At 56.7% G+C, this 13761-nt stretch carries 13 protein-coding genes; 5 read left to right on the top strand and 8 right to left on the bottom strand.

The window, feature by feature from the left end; translation table 11 throughout:
- Window positions 1–7 precede the first annotated feature (7 nt).
- Entirely contained in the window at window positions 8–1627 is a 1620-nt protein-coding gene (locus ABDK75_RS10580) for an ABC-F family ATP-binding cassette domain-containing protein (RefSeq protein ID WP_346005883.1), read from the bottom strand.
- A 502-nt stretch (window positions 1628–2129) separates the two neighbouring features.
- Here ABDK75_RS10580 and fucP point away from each other — a divergent pair.
- Window positions 2130–3464, top strand: a complete 1335-nt coding sequence (gene fucP, locus ABDK75_RS10585) for an L-fucose:H+ symporter permease (RefSeq protein WP_346005884.1) — start codon at window positions 2130–2132, stop codon at window positions 3462–3464.
- 56 nt (window positions 3465–3520) lie between these two features.
- Here fucP and ABDK75_RS10590 read toward each other — a convergent pair whose 3' ends face one another.
- Entirely contained in the window at window positions 3521–4687 is a 1167-nt protein-coding gene (locus ABDK75_RS10590; protein ID WP_346005885.1) for a phosphatidylinositol-specific phospholipase C1-like protein, read from the bottom strand.
- A gap of 216 nt (window positions 4688–4903) precedes the next feature.
- On the opposite strand from ABDK75_RS10590, the gene ABDK75_RS10595 reads away from it, so the two are divergent.
- Window positions 4904–7291: a TonB-dependent receptor gene (locus ABDK75_RS10595; protein WP_346005886.1), complete on the top strand. Its 2388-nt coding sequence runs from the start codon at window positions 4904–4906 to the stop codon at window positions 7289–7291.
- A gap of 93 nt (window positions 7292–7384) precedes the next feature.
- Here the strand turns inward: ABDK75_RS10595 and ABDK75_RS10600 are convergent, their stop codons facing one another.
- The 3 genes from ABDK75_RS10600 to ABDK75_RS10610 form a co-directional block, all read right to left on the bottom strand.
- On the bottom strand, window positions 7385–7747 hold the full coding sequence (locus ABDK75_RS10600; RefSeq protein WP_086634472.1) for a RidA family protein: 363 nt from the start codon (window positions 7745–7747) through the stop codon (window positions 7385–7387).
- A 10-nt stretch (window positions 7748–7757) separates the two neighbouring features.
- Window positions 7758–8009, bottom strand: a complete 252-nt coding sequence (locus ABDK75_RS10605; protein WP_046899765.1) for a DUF1150 family protein — start codon at window positions 8007–8009, stop codon at window positions 7758–7760.
- 77 nt (window positions 8010–8086) lie between these two features.
- Window positions 8087–8599 carry an Hsp20 family protein gene (locus tag ABDK75_RS10610; RefSeq protein ID WP_046899766.1) on the bottom strand — a complete coding sequence of 171 codons (513 nt, stop codon included), beginning with the start codon at window positions 8597–8599 and terminating at the stop codon, window positions 8087–8089.
- Window positions 8600–8765: 166 nt separating this feature from the next.
- On the opposite strand from ABDK75_RS10610, the gene def reads away from it, so the two are divergent.
- Genes def through truA form a run of 3 tightly spaced genes read left to right on the top strand, consistent with a single transcriptional unit; the run spans window position 8766 to window position 11010 of the window.
- Window positions 8766–9320, top strand: coding sequence for a peptide deformylase (gene def / locus ABDK75_RS10615; RefSeq protein WP_046899880.1), 555 nt, complete (start codon window positions 8766–8768; stop codon window positions 9318–9320).
- 6 nt (window positions 9321–9326) lie between these two features.
- Window positions 9327–10238 (top strand): methionyl-tRNA formyltransferase, encoded by a 912-nt coding sequence (gene fmt / locus ABDK75_RS10620; protein WP_346005887.1) that lies wholly within the window; start codon window positions 9327–9329, stop codon window positions 10236–10238.
- 1 nt (window position 10239) lies between these two features.
- The gene (gene truA, locus ABDK75_RS10625) at window positions 10240–11010 is read left to right on the top strand and encodes a tRNA pseudouridine(38-40) synthase TruA (RefSeq protein WP_046899768.1); all 771 of its coding nucleotides are present in this window, start codon (window positions 10240–10242) and stop codon (window positions 11008–11010) included.
- Here the strand turns inward: truA and ABDK75_RS10630 are convergent.
- Genes ABDK75_RS10630 through dapD form a run of 3 tightly spaced genes read right to left on the bottom strand, consistent with a single transcriptional unit; the run spans window position 11007 to window position 13601 of the window.
- On the bottom strand, window positions 11007–11582 hold the full coding sequence (locus ABDK75_RS10630) for a hypothetical protein (protein ID WP_174694767.1): 576 nt from the start codon (window positions 11580–11582) through the stop codon (window positions 11007–11009). The genes truA and ABDK75_RS10630 overlap by 4 nt on opposite strands.
- A 38-nt stretch (window positions 11583–11620) precedes the next feature.
- On the bottom strand, window positions 11621–12766 hold the full coding sequence (dapE, locus tag ABDK75_RS10635) for a succinyl-diaminopimelate desuccinylase (protein ID WP_346005888.1): 1146 nt from the start codon (window positions 12764–12766) through the stop codon (window positions 11621–11623).
- 4 nt (window positions 12767–12770) lie between these two features.
- On the bottom strand, window positions 12771–13601 hold the full coding sequence (gene dapD / locus ABDK75_RS10640) for a 2,3,4,5-tetrahydropyridine-2,6-dicarboxylate N-succinyltransferase (RefSeq protein WP_346005889.1): 831 nt from the start codon (window positions 13599–13601) through the stop codon (window positions 12771–12773).
- Window positions 13602–13761: the final 160 nt, after the last annotated feature.

Here is a 13761-nt window from a genome sequence, read left to right on the forward strand (position 1 = left end):
ACAATCATCAATGCAGACCCGGAGCTTCTTGCCCCGTACGCGCCACATATTCCGTATATCCGCCAGCATACTGGTGCACACCTTCCGGCGTGACTTCCAGAACGCGATTAGACAGGGCTGCCAGGAAGTGACGATCATGGGAAACGAACAGCATGGTTCCGTCATAGTCTGCAAGGGCTGTGATCAGCATTTCCTTCGTAGCCATGTCCAGATGGTTGGTTGGCTCATCGAGTACGAGGAAGTTCGGTGGATCAAAGAGCATCAGAGCCATGACAAGGCGGGCCTTTTCACCACCAGACAGAACCCGGCAGCTCTTTTCCACTTCGTCACCCGAAAATCCGAAACCACCAGCGAGCGAGCGTAGAGCGCCCTGGTTGGCCTGGGGGAACGTATATTCCAGCATTTCAAAGACTGTTCGGTCGCCATCAAGAAGGTCCATGGCGTGCTGGGCAAAATATCCGATCTTTACATTACTGCCGACGGTCACCGTTCCGGAATCCGGCTCTGTCGTACCGGTCACAAGTTTTAGCAATGTGGACTTGCCGGCACCGTTCACACCCATGATGCAGCAACGCTCACGCCGACGGATCATCAAATCCAGTCCATCATAAATTGTGCGGCTGCCATACCGCTTGTCCACGCCCTGAATATTCACGACCACATCGCCCGAACGCGGAGCCGGTGCGAATTCGAAGCTCATGGCCTGACGACGCTTCGGCGGCTCCACACGGTCGATCTTGTCCAGCTTCTTCACACGGCTCTGAACCTGCGCGGCATGAGACGCACGGGCCTTGAAGCGCTCGATGAAGTTGATTTCCTTGGCCAGCATAGCCTGCTGGCGCTCAAACTGTGCCTGCTGGTGCTTCTCGTTCAGGGCCCGTTGTTCTTCATAGAATTCGTAGTTTCCAGAGAACGTCGTCAGGTTACCGCCATCAATTTCAATCACTTTATTGATGATACGGTTCATGAAAGCACGATCATGAGACGTCATGAGCAATGCGCCATCGTAACCAGCAAGAAACTGCTCAAGCCAGATCAGACTTTCCAGATCAAGATGGTTGCTCGGCTCATCAAGCAGCATGACATCAGGTTTCATCAGAAGAATGCGACCCAGCGCCACGCGCATCTTCCAACCGCCAGACAGAAGACTGACGTCTCCGTCCATCATTTCCTGGCTGAACCCGAGACCGTGTAAAACCTCACGCGCCTTGCCATCCAGCGCATAGCCACCGAGATCCTCAAAGCGGCTCTGCACTTCACCAAAGCGCTCGATGATGCTGTCCAGTTCGTCCATCCGCTCTGGGTCCGCCATGGCGGCTTCCAGCTCGGCCAGTTCGGCAGCCACTTCCGAAACGGCACCTGCCCCGTTCATGACTTCTGCCACAGCACTATGGCCGGACATTTCACCAACATCCTGGCTGAAGAAGCCGATGGTGACGCCACGATCCGTCAGAACGTTCCCTTCATCCGGCTCTTCCTGCTTTGTGATCATGCGGAACAACGTGGATTTTCCCGCACCGTTGGGACCGACAAGACCCACCTTCTCGCCCTTCAGAAGAGCGGCCGAGGCCTCAATAAAAATGACGCGCTGGCCGTTATGCTTGCTGATGTTATCGAGACGAATCATGGGTCCTCGGAGGAACTGAAAAGCGGGAAACAAAGGGCTGTCGGGACTTACCGTTATCCCAACACGGGCGGAACCCCTGAAAGCCAAAGTCTATGCCGGAACCCGCTTTATTCATGCGACAGACGAGATCTTCTTCACGCCGCACCTACCCCGAACAATGCTTAAAAGACTGGTCATTGCAAATGGTTGAGGAGAGCTAACCCTGTCACCGCATGAAATTCACGCATCACGCAAGGACAAGCCTCTCAAATTAAAATAAGGGCAAAATGATCTTTGACTGGGCTTATAGCGCTTTACCGTTCCCCCAATCCCAACTGACCTCCATCGAATGTGATCCATGTTCGAGACGGCATAGCAAAGCGAATGAGCATTATCGCTTTTAAAACATTTTATGTGTGATATATCCGCTTAATATAACAACAAACCAATCATATGCGTCTCTCACGCAGATACATCCTCAATCCCAAACTTTAGCGCTCAATAAACTTCTGTGAGGCAATCCGTGGCCAAGTCCGATCCTGTCGTCCAACTCTTGGACGGCTTTTATCTGAACCGCACACCCCTTCTGGCTTTTGGCCTCCTGTGTTGCCTGTTCTCCCTCTGGGGCTGTGCAATGAGCCTCAATGACGTGCTGATCGGGCAGTTCCGCAAAGCCTTCATGCTGTCGGATTTTCAGTCCGCGCTCGTGCAGTTCTCATTCTACATCAGCTATTTCGTGCTGGGCATTCCTGCGGGCATGATCATCAAGCGCTTCAGCTACAAATGGTCGATCCAACTCGGGCTGCTCCTGTATCTGATCGGCTGCTGCCTATTCTTCCCTGCTGCCCATTTCGCGACATACCAGATCTTTTTCGTCGCACTCTTTGTCGTCGCGGCAGGATTGGTCTTCATCGAAACTGCCGCCGATACCTATTGCACCCTGCTCGGCCCTCCGGGACGCGGAACGCATCGCCTGAACTTTGCCAGTGCCTTTCAGCCGATTGGAGCCATTCTGGGGTCCAGCATGGGGGCCTACCTGATTTTCAAGGATGGCGATCTTTCCCGCGAACAGCTTTCCGCCATGCCCGCCGCTCAGGCCTGGCAGCATCAGCTCGGCATGATCCACGCCACCCTTCAGCCCTATGTCTATATCCTCGGGGTTCTGCTGGTCGTCATGATCGCGATTGGCGTCACGCGTTATCCTGCCTGCAAAGGACGTGATCAGCAGCGTAGCCACGAACTGGATACGGCCGGCGCCCTCAAACGGCTGTTCGCCAACAAGCGCTTTGTCCTCGGTATCCTGACACAGTTTCTGTATGTCGGCGCACAGGTTGGCGTCTGGAGCTTCATCATCCGGCTTTCTATGCGACTGGGGCACATCAACGAGCGGCAGGCCTCCGTGTACCTGATCGCCTCATTCTGTGCGTTCTTTGTCGGCAAGCTGGTAGCCAACTTCTTCATGCGGCACGCCCGCCCGGCGCGTGTTCTGTTTGTTTACAGTCTGCTCTGCATCGTGGCGCTGGGTTATGCGGTGATGGTGCATGACTTCACGGCTGTGTACGCGGCCATCCTCGTCAGTGGACTTCTCGGCCCTTGCTGGCCAACCATCTATGGCCTGACCGTCGATGAACTTGGCCATGACCGCGCATATGGCGGGTCCATTCTGGTGATGAGCATCAGTGGCGGCGGCATTCTTCCGCTTCTACAGGGCTACATCTCGGACGCTACCGGCGGAAACATGCAGCTTGCCTACATTGTGCCGATGGGATGCTTCGTCGTGATTGCGATGTTTGCGGCATACTGCATGAGAAGCGGCGACGAAACGGCGGAACACGTCGCTTTCGACGCTACGCTCTGATCCACAAAAAAGGGCGAGCACTTGCTCGCCCTTCATGACCCAACAGTCTGAAATTCTCAGTCCTTGATCAAAGCGCCATTCCGGCAGTCCTTGGGCGCATAAACCGGGTTGCACCGCGCCACCGCCTGATTGGCAAACTGAACCTTGTAGTCATGCCAGGGCGCAGGCTCGATGGCCGGATAATCAGTGCTGATAATCTGCGCGCCACTCTTAAAAGATACGTCTCGGCGGCTCAGGTCATTCTGTCGCGCCTCAATCGTGTTGGCATCCGCCCGCGTCCGCACGAGATAACCCTGCCGAACCAGCTCCGGGATTTTCCGGGCGGCTTCAGCGTTATCAAAAGAGGCGCCCTTCTGACCGGCGAAACCTTCATTGACCTCCGTATAAGCCGCATCCGGATCACCCGGTCGGCCATTGGTGAACAGAACGCGCCCTTTCAGACCCGGATGATTCAGCACATAACGGGCGGTATCCTGAGGGCGATCCAGCACGAAGATGATCTTGCCACGCGCAGACGCCAGTGTCGGCCAGCCTTTCGTACGGATCGCTTCATTGACCGAGGATGCCGTCCCCCGCACATCGTCAGGAATCAGAAGATGATCACGGCCAATAATATCCGTGATTTCCTTGTCCAGACGATCATAGGTTACAGGCGTAAATGTCTCGGGAACCGTGAATGTCATCTTGTCGCTTTTGAATGGAATGTCCTGCTTCGTTTCGACATCAATGAACACCGGGAAATGCCCCGGATGCTCATCTGACCACGTCCGGATGATCTGAAGGCATTTGCTGAAAGGTTCGCAGTTCGAGTGCTGGTCAATGTCCACAATATGCATGACCTTGAAATCGGTACCCTGCATGGCTGCAGCAGATGCCGGATCAGCATCGGGGGTAATCCCGCTTTTACGCTCCCACTCCGGCCCCTTTGGATGGCTGTATTGGCCGCCCTGCGTATCGGCATAAATATCAATTTCGAGCTGGCGAACGCCACCATCAAGTTGCCGGTCCAGTGTCGTGTGCTTGTAATCCAACGCTTCTGCGGCTTTGGGGGAAACGGCCTGAAGCCATTTCAGCGTCGCCGGGGAAAGATCTGTTCTGTAACTATTATGGGTTCCAATGATCTGAACCTGATTCAGATGTAAATCCTTGGGAATTTCCTGCGCCAAGGCCGATGATGAAAGACCAAAGAAAGAAAAGACCAGTCCATACGTGAAGCGGTTCATGTGATGTCATCCATTTCTCAGAAGCGACGGGATGACAGATCAATACAAGACATATGACAACCGTAATGTTTTGAACGTTTTATGATGATGACTTATTTATTTCATTTCATGTTCATAAAAACATCCTTTGAAATGATCTGGAAGCGCCCGTAGTTCCACCCATGCCTCCTTCCGGGAGGTGGCCTCAGGCCAAACGTGCCGTGTGATGGAATAACAATGCCTTCCTACAAGAGACGTTCTTTTTATCTGCTCTGCGCCTCCGCACTCGTTCCAGCATTGATCTGCAGCACCGGTCCGGCACATGCCCGCGTCCATCACACCGGAAAAACCCAGACAAAACAGACGCCTGTCGCTCCGGCTCCAAAATCCGCACCAAAAGTTCCACACGATCTGGAAGGCCACTCAGCCGAGAGCATGAGCATTCGCGCCAGTCGCCGGGCACAGGGCGGCGGCATGATGGTGCATCATACGGAAGCCAAAACCATCAGCACCGTCACGCAGGACTATATTTCCAAACAGGCCCCGACCGTTACGCCCGGCGTTCTGGTCTCCAGCCTTCCGGGCGTGCAGGCCACCAATGAGGGGCCGCTCAGCACGACCGCAGAAACCATCCATATCCGTGGCCTGGATCAGACCCAGATCGGCATGGTGTATGAAGGCATTCCCCTCGCCGACCCGTTCACTTACGGCGCCTATACGTCCGCTATGGTCGATAACGAGAACCTGGGGTCCGTCTCCGTCAGTCAGGGCTCGTCAGACCTCACGGCACCCGTTTACAACGCTGACGGCGCACAGATGACACTGTCCCTGCGGCACCCAGCAGACAAGATGACAGCCTATGCGGAAGCCTCCGGCGGCACGCATAGCACGAATAAGGAATTCGTTCGCTTCGATACGGGTGAAATCGGGCATAGTGGCGTCCGGGCTTTTGCATCCGGCTCTTATTCCAGCGCCAATCTCTGGCGCGGCCCGGGACAGATGGATCGCTGGCATGTGGATGCCGCCATCGAAAAGCGCTGGGCGCCCAAAAGCAGCTCCGAGCTGATTTTCGGATACAACAAAGCCAACCAGACGGAATGGCTCTACCCGACGCTGGCACAGTGGAACACCTACGGCACCGGCTACAACACGCACGGGACCTACACCAAGGGCGACACCCTCTATTACAAGCTCAACACCAAGGCGACGAATGCCGTAGTCGGTGCGCTTAAAAACCATTTCGACTTCGGACATGGCCTGACGCTTGATGCTGAACCCTATGCCATCGAGACGTTCGGCCCCAACAACTACGGCGTCAATATTCCAGCATCCAACGGCTATGTCGGCACCCAGCAATATTCATCCCTGAACGGATATGAAGACCAGACCGGAAATGTCACGGCCATCAGTATTCACCCATGGGTCCAGACATCCAGCGGCATCAACCTTGTTGGTGCCTGGCATCGTGGCTTCAATACGCTGAAACTCTCCTACTGGTACTCTTATGCGGTCCATACCGAGTACCAGAACCATTACCCAGTCAACGCATCCGGCCAGTACACTGAGAATAACGGCTACCTGACGGCCTTCAACAACGTGTCCGTAAGCCAGTACAACATCAATGGCTTTCAGCAGCTGAACGCCATCGGTCTGGAAGATCAGGTCAAGCTCTTCCATGACCGCCTGACCATCGACGCGGGCCTGCGCGCCAACATGATCTCCCGCAGCTTCAGTCAGGATCTGCCAGGAGCCAATTTCAAATCCGTGGAGAACATGTTTGTTCCCATCCCGCAGGTCCTGATCAGCTACCAGTTTGATCAGAAAAACCAGATCTACGTGAACGGCACGACCGGCTATCGCGCACCGTCTTCCTTCCAGGCGCAGGTGCCAGTTTACAGCTTCACAAGCGCAAACAAAGCCTCACTTCCGCTGACAAATTTTCAGCCGGAATACATGATCGGCGAAGAAATCGGATACCGCCATTCGGGCGATATCATGTTCAACGTGGCGCTGTTCAATTACAACCTGACGCATCACCAGATCACCAGCGTCTCGTATCTTCCCAACTCCACCATCATGATCAGCCAGCCGATCGATGCGGGTGGCGAAAGCGCACAGGGCGTACAGGCTGAAATTTCAACGCGCCCTTGGCACCATATCAGCGTCTATGCGTCCGGCCAGTTCATGCATACGCGTGTTGGCAACAACATTGCCTATCAGGGTGACTATCTGCGCACGAAGGGCAAGCAGGAAGTCGCGTCCCCGAAATTCACCGGCGCTCTGGGCCTGACCTATGACGACGGCACCAACTTTGCGAACTTCAACCTGCGCTACACAGACTCACAGTACGCAACGCTGATGAATGACCAGTCCATTCCGTCCTACATCACGTCCGATATTTCGCTGGGTCGCTACCTTCCGAAAATCGGTCGGGTTCGCCCGAAGGCCATGCTGAGCCTCATGAATGTCGGGGACAATCACTATCTGGCACAGGTTAACGGTTTCTCCGGCAACGCCACGACAACACGCGGTGTCTATGGAAAGACACTCTCTGCATCCCAGCCGACCTACAGCGTCGGCACAGGCTTCGCTGCCGTTGTTTCCGTTTCTGGCACGTTTGAATAAAACCCATACCGGGATCTGAACGGTCCCGGACAAACAAAAAAAGCGGTACGGCCTCTTTGGCCGTACCGCTTTTTTATTGGGAGCTGCTTCTGCTCAGCGCAGGGCAGCAATCGCCGTAATTTCCACCCGCCAGTCCGGATCGGCCAACTTGGCCTCAACCGTGGCACGAGCGGGCTTATGGCCCGTATCCAGCCATACATCCCAGGCCTTGTTCATGTTCCCGATCTCGTTGATGTCGGTCAGGAAGATCTGAACAGACAGGATACGCGTCTTGTCGGTACCCAGATCCGCCAGAAGCACGTCAATCTGGTGCAGGATATCAGCCGTCTGGCCTTCAGTATCCAGCGTGGCATCATCCGCGACCTGACCGGCGAGATAAGCCAAGCCATTATGGGTCACGACGCCAGCAAGACGATTTTCTTCAAGATGGCGGGTAATGTCGGGATTAGTGCTCACGCCGGAACCTTCACTGAAGAAGAGTAGGAATCAATTCATGTTCGAGGATCGCGTCCATAGCGCTTTCCTCATCCTCAGCGACTGCCATCGGTGTGCCGTCAGCAGCGTGAATCGCCACCATCAGCTCGCCGTCATGCAGCACTGATTTGACATAGGCCAGCTGGGACATGCCCAGCGTCCGGAGTTGCGGCCCCGTGATCCGCCTCAGATCTGCGGGGAGCACATCTTCCTGCCCATCACTGTTTTCGAACGGGTTGTTCAATTCATAATCCTTACTGACACCTGAGGGCCCTTTTCAGCCGCAGTCAGGTTGAGACATTCATACTGTCGATACGTAACTTACTCGTCGTCGAGTTCCCGCACCGGCCGGGTCCGCCGGGCCGTCTTGACCACAGGCGGGACAACTTCGTGCTGAACCGTCTGCGGGCTCCCGCCAGTGCGCCGTCCCTGCGTGATAGCAATCCGTTTGACACGGACTTCAGGCTCCGGACGAAGAAGATCGATATGAAGCAGGCCATTATCAAGCCATGCTCCGCCAATCTCTATGCCCTCAGCCAGAACAAACGCCTTATGGAACTGCCGTGCAGCAATACCACGATGCAGGAAGATCCGTCCCTGGCTGTCATCGGTCTGACGTCCACGGATCACCAGTTGGTTGTCTTCCTGCGTGATCTGCAGGTCATCCATCACGAACCCGGCTACAGCCAGGGTAATCCGGAGCGCCGTCTGACTCAGCTGTTCGATGTTGTAGGGCGGGTAACCGTCTGACGTAGACTTGGAGGCACGCTCGAGCATCTGCTCAAGATGATCAAAACCAAGGAACATCGGGGATGTAAACAAGCGACCGGACATAGGGCTAGAGCCTCCTCCATGAGCGAGACAGCGGGAACCAGACCCTCCATGAGGCATCTGACGTGACCCTAGGATATGGTGGAGCAGGCTTTCTATGCAAGTTCTGCCTCGGGAAATGCTTGCTCGGGACTGGCATAAACAGCCGTCGCTCGCTACATCGCAAGGCATGAGCGAATTCGATTTCCTGTCCGGCATCGACGCGGTGCCGCCGACCCCGATCCTGATTGCCCCTGCGCCCGTGCTGCGTCAGGTCACCCGTGACGTCCGCGCAGAGGACATGGCGTTCCTGCGTGAGCAGCTTCCAGGTATGTTTTCCGCCATGTACAAGGCTCCCGGCATTGGCCTCGCGGCCCCGCAGGTTGGGCTTGATATGCGCTTTGCCCTTGTGGACGTCGCTGAAGAAGATGCCCCCCGCGAACCCATGGTTCTCATCAATCCGGAGATCGTCACGGATTCCGAACAGATGGCCGTACGGGAAGAAGGCTGCCTCTCGCTGCCGAACCAGTATGCGGAAGTCATCCGTCCCGAATCGATTCGCGTGCGTTACCGCGACCTCGCGGGTGAGATCATCGAGCGTGATGCTGATGGCCTGCTGGCCACATGCATCCAGCATGAAATGGATCATCTGGAGGGTATTCTGTTCGTGGATCACCTCTCCACACTCAAGCGCAACATGATCATGCGCCGCCTGGCCAAAGAGCAGAAGCTGAGAAGGCGTTAATCTCTGATGCGTCTGATCTTCATGGGTACGCCGGATTTCGCGGTTCCGGCCCTGCATGCCCTCATGGCCGCAGGACACGAAATCGTTGCCGTTTATACGCAGCCCCCTCGTCCGGCAGGACGTGGCAAGGCCGTACGGCGCTCCCCTGTCCATGAAGCCGCCGAAGCGGCAGGCATTGAAGTGCGTACCCCTGCCCGCGTTCGCCGGGACGCAGCAGAGCATGAAGCCTTTGCCGCGCTTAATGCAGACGCCGCAGTAGTCGCCGCTTACGGGTTGATCCTGCCGAAAGCCATGCTGGATGCCCCCCGTCTGGGATGCCTGAATATTCACGCAAGCCTGCTTCCCCGCTGGCGCGGAGCTTCGCCTATCCAGTCCTCCATCGTGGCCGGAGATACCAAAAGCGGCGTTTCCATCATGCAGATGGACGAGGGTCTCGATACGGGCGCGGTCCTGCTGGAGGAAGCCACGCCAATCAGCCTGTCAGACACCGCCAGCACGCTCCACGATCGTCTGGCGGAAATTGGCGGCAGGCTGATTGTTCGAGCACTGAGTGAGCAGCCTCAGCCTGTGCCGCAGTCTGAAGACGGCGTGACATACGCGCATATGTTGAAGCGCGAAGACGGACGTATCGACTGGTCACGTCCCTGCGAGGACATTGACCGCCAAATTCGGGGGCTGACGCCATGGCCCGGCGCATTCACGATGCTAAACGGTGTCGTCCTCAAAATCGGCGCAGCTACCCCACGCCCCGAAATTGCAGGACCTGTTGCCGGTAGCGCACTGGACGATGCTCTGACCATTGCCTGCGGCACCGGCGCACTGCGCATTGACCGTATCCAGAAACCCGGACGCAGCATGATGGACGCTGCAGATTTCGTACGCGGACAAGCAATTCCGGCAGGCACACGCTTTGACTGAAATGGATATCTCCCGCTGGGCGTTACGTCTCGAATATGACGGGACGGGCTTTGTGGGGTGGCAGAAACAGCAAGACGGCGTCTCCATCCAGAGCCTCATTGAGGCGGCAGCGTCTCGGCTTGTTGGAAATCGTCCGGTCTCCAGCATCACCGCAGGCCGTACCGATGCCGGTGTCCATGCCTCCGGAATGGTCATTCACATCGATTTCCCGGGCGACGCCAAGATCAACGGGCGCCAGATCCGCGATGGCATGGGTTATTACCTCAAGCCTCACAGGGTTGTAGTTCTGGAGGCCGCACAGGTCAGCCTGGACTGGAGCGCACGTTTCTCCGCCATCTGGCGCAGCTACCAGTTCAAGATCCTGAACCGCCAGGCGCGCCCCGCCTTGCAGGAAACACACGTCTGGCACGTCAAGCGCGTTCTGGATGTAGACCTGATGCAGGAAGGCGCGAACTACCTTCTGGGCTCGCACGACTTCACGTCATTCCGGGCGATCGCCTGTCAGGCACGTAGTGCCGTACGCACCCTTGATGTTCTGACCATTCACCGGGAAGGCGAACTGGTCATCGTGAATACGAAGGCACGCTCGTTCCTGCACCATCAGGTCCGGAATATGGTTGGCTCTCTGGTCATGGTGGGCTCTCGCCAGTGGCCACCGGAAAAGATGCGCGAAGTGTTGGAAGCCCGGAACCGCTGCGCTGCGGGACCGACTTCTCCACCGGATGGCCTCTGCCTCACAGGCGTCGGCTATCCGGAAGATCCGTTCGCCTAAGCTCCGAACAGATCGGCTATCGCATTGTAATGCGGTGGGACCAGCAAGAGCAGGCCGATCAGGACAAACACACTCACCGTCTGCAATACGGTCATAATGGCGGCCTGCCATGCCGTCATCACAAGTCCAACCCGTGTGACATACCAGGTTAGCCACAGGCTATAGAGCCATACACCCACCGCAACACCGGCCAGCGCAGCAGAAGACGAGGCAGCAGCGGGCAGGATGATCCTCATGATGCCTTCGGCCATGATCATCATGATAACCGGTAGCCACGCGCACCAGAGCGAGGCCGTCGCATACCGGGTCCACAAGCCTTTCCGGCCCACGAACACGGCATAACGTTCCGAGACGATGAGCTGAAGCAACGGGCAAACCAGCTGAACCAATGCGCGTATGGCCTGCAATTCCCGCTGATCCGCTGGCAACAGGAAGACACTCACCAGTTCGATCAGGGTTATGGCAATGGTGGGTGCCAGAGCCGCCATCAGCGGCTGAACCCCGGGGGAGAAACAGTTGATCCCCACCGCACGTCCGCGCCCCAGCAGCCAGACGCCCAGTGGAATACTCATTCCTCCAAGCGGGGGAATACCGGTTGGACGGTCTGGGGTCACAGGCCAAATCTTTCCATGAACGTCAGATAGATCTGCGTCAGATCTTCAAGGGTCGAGACGTCAACATGCTCGTCCCGCTTATGCATTGTCGCCCCAACCAGACCAAACTCCGCTACGGCACAGTGTTGCGAAATGAAGCGCGCATCAGACGTTCCTCCGCCCGTATCGAGTTTCGGCTGCCGCCCTGTCACATCCTGAACAGCCCGCTCAAGACATTGAACTGCTGGGCCCGGCTGCGTCAGAAACGCCTCCCCGCTGATGGAAACCGTCACGTCACTGTCAGGTGCATGCCGGGCCACAACATCACGGATCCACTCAGCCAGAGCAGCACCGGTGTGACAGTCATTGAACCGGATGTTCAAGCGGGCCTTGGCCTCAGCGGGAATGACGTTCGTCGCAGGGTTGCCGACGTCAACGCTCGTAACCTGCAATGACGACGGGGAGAACCACTTCGTCCCCTCATCAAGGCAGCGTCCAGTCAGTTCACTGAGCGCCGGAAGGAGGCGATGGATGGGGTTATCGGCCAGATGCGGATAGGCAACGTGTCCCTGAACGCCCCGAACCACAATGTCCGCGTTCATGCTGCCCCGGCGACCAATCTTGATGGTATCCCCCAGAGCCGAAGGATTTGTGGGTTCTCCGAGCAGGCAGAAATCAGGCACATCGTTTCGAGCCGCCAGCCATTCAATGACAGGCTTCGTACCGAAATGAGCCGGGCCTTCTTCATCACCTGTAATGAGCAGGGAGATTGCCCCCTTGAGGGTATTGTTCTGAAGAAAACGAGCGATGGCTGCCACGGAACAGGCGACGCCGCCTTTCATGTCCGCGATCCCGCGGCCATACAGTCGCCCATCCTGAATTTGCGCTGCAAAAGGATCGTGTGCCCACCCTTCACCGGGGGGAACAACATCCGTATGGCCCGCAAAGCAGAGAGACGGACGCCCAGTACCAATTTTAGCGTAAAAATTCGGCGTCGGAGCGTCCGCTGGCCCGAACGGCAAATGGACCACTTCAAACCCCATCCCTTCCAGCACAGACGCCAGAAGAGCCTGTGCCCCGTCATCGGCGGGTGTGACGGACTGACAGCGGATCAGATCCTGCGCGAGAGCAACAGGATCAGTCGGAAAAGAGGGGGACGGCATGACTTTAGTCGCGCAGCAGTTCGTTGATGGACGTCTTGGAGCGGGTGCGCTCGTCAACGCGCTTGACGATCACAGCGCATGCGAGGGACGGCTGACCTGGCTCCTTCGGCGGTAGCGTACCTGGAATAACCACGGAATAGGCCGGCACACGCCCCATGAAGATTTCACCCGTCGCACGATCCACAATCTTCGTAGAGGCGCCGATAAACACGCCCATGGACAGGACGGAGCCCTTCTCCACGATCACACCTTCAGCAACTTCCGAACGGGCACCGATGAAGCAGTCATCTTCAATGATGACTGGAGCAGCCTGAAGCGGTTCAAGAACGCCACCGATGCCTGCACCGCCGCTGATATGGCAGCTCTTGCCAATCTGGGCGCAGGAACCAACCGTCGCCCAGGTGTCGACCATCGTGCCGCTATCTACCCGGGCACCCACGTTCACGAAGCTCGGCATCAGCACAACATTCGGCGCAATGAACGCGGAGCGACGAACAATGGCACCTGGAACGGCACGGAAACCGGCTTCAGCAAACCGGAACTGATCCCAGCCTTCAAACTTCAGCGGAACCTTATCGAAAGCAGGCTGACCGCCACATCCACCCACCATCACGCGGCTGTCGTACAGGCGGAATGAGAGCAGAACAGCCTTCTTCAGCCATTCATGGACAACCCAGCCATCTTCGCTCGGCTCGGCAACACGCAGCGTACCAGCGTCCAGCCCTTTGAGAGCGGTTTCGACGACCTCACGGTCCTCTCCCTCAGTCTGGGCGTTCAGAGTAGCGCGACGCTCCCAAAGAGCGTCAATAGCGGTGCGGAGCGTATCGTGAGGCATCAGGACCAATCCGGAAAAGGAGCAGAAAACCGCCGGACCATGCGGTCCCCGATCCCGGCTGTCAACGGCTCTTTCCCTGTGAGCAACATCCAGACCAACGTTAAGGCTTTGTTTACCTTTTGATCCTATGAAAAATCCAAGCGCTTTCGCTTCTGGAAAA

Origin of the sequence: Gluconobacter sp. OJA (assembly GCF_039638325.1) — a bacterium.
Classification (GTDB): Bacteria; Pseudomonadota; Alphaproteobacteria; order Acetobacterales; family Acetobacteraceae; genus Gluconobacter; species Gluconobacter cerinus.

Bases quoted from the DNA above. Each gene is read 5' to 3' on its own strand.
- fmt (WP_346005887.1), top strand. From the start codon at position 9,327: ATGCGTCTGATCTTCATGGGTACGCCGGATTTCGCGGTTCCGGCCCTG.
- truA (WP_046899768.1), top strand. From the start codon at position 10,240: ATGGATATCTCCCGCTGGGCGTTACGTCTCGAATATGACGGGACGGGC.
- ABDK75_RS10630 (WP_174694767.1), bottom strand. From the start codon at position 11,582: ATGAGTATTCCACTGGGCGTCTGGCTGCTGGGGCGCGGACGTGCGGTG.
- ABDK75_RS10590 (WP_346005885.1), bottom strand. From the start codon at position 4,687: ATGAACCGCTTCACGTATGGACTGGTCTTTTCTTTCTTTGGTCTTTCA.
- ABDK75_RS10595 (WP_346005886.1), top strand. From the start codon at position 4,904: ATGCCTTCCTACAAGAGACGTTCTTTTTATCTGCTCTGCGCCTCCGCA.
- dapD (WP_346005889.1), bottom strand. From the start codon at position 13,601: ATGCCTCACGATACGCTCCGCACCGCTATTGACGCTCTTTGGGAGCGT.
- dapE (WP_346005888.1), bottom strand. From the start codon at position 12,766: ATGCCGTCCCCCTCTTTTCCGACTGATCCTGTTGCTCTCGCGCAGGAT.
- def (WP_046899880.1), top strand. From the start codon at position 8,766: ATGAGCGAATTCGATTTCCTGTCCGGCATCGACGCGGTGCCGCCGACC.
- ABDK75_RS10610 (WP_046899766.1), bottom strand. From the start codon at position 8,599: ATGTCCGGTCGCTTGTTTACATCCCCGATGTTCCTTGGTTTTGATCAT.
- ABDK75_RS10580 (WP_346005883.1), bottom strand. From the start codon at position 1,627: ATGATTCGTCTCGATAACATCAGCAAGCATAACGGCCAGCGCGTCATT.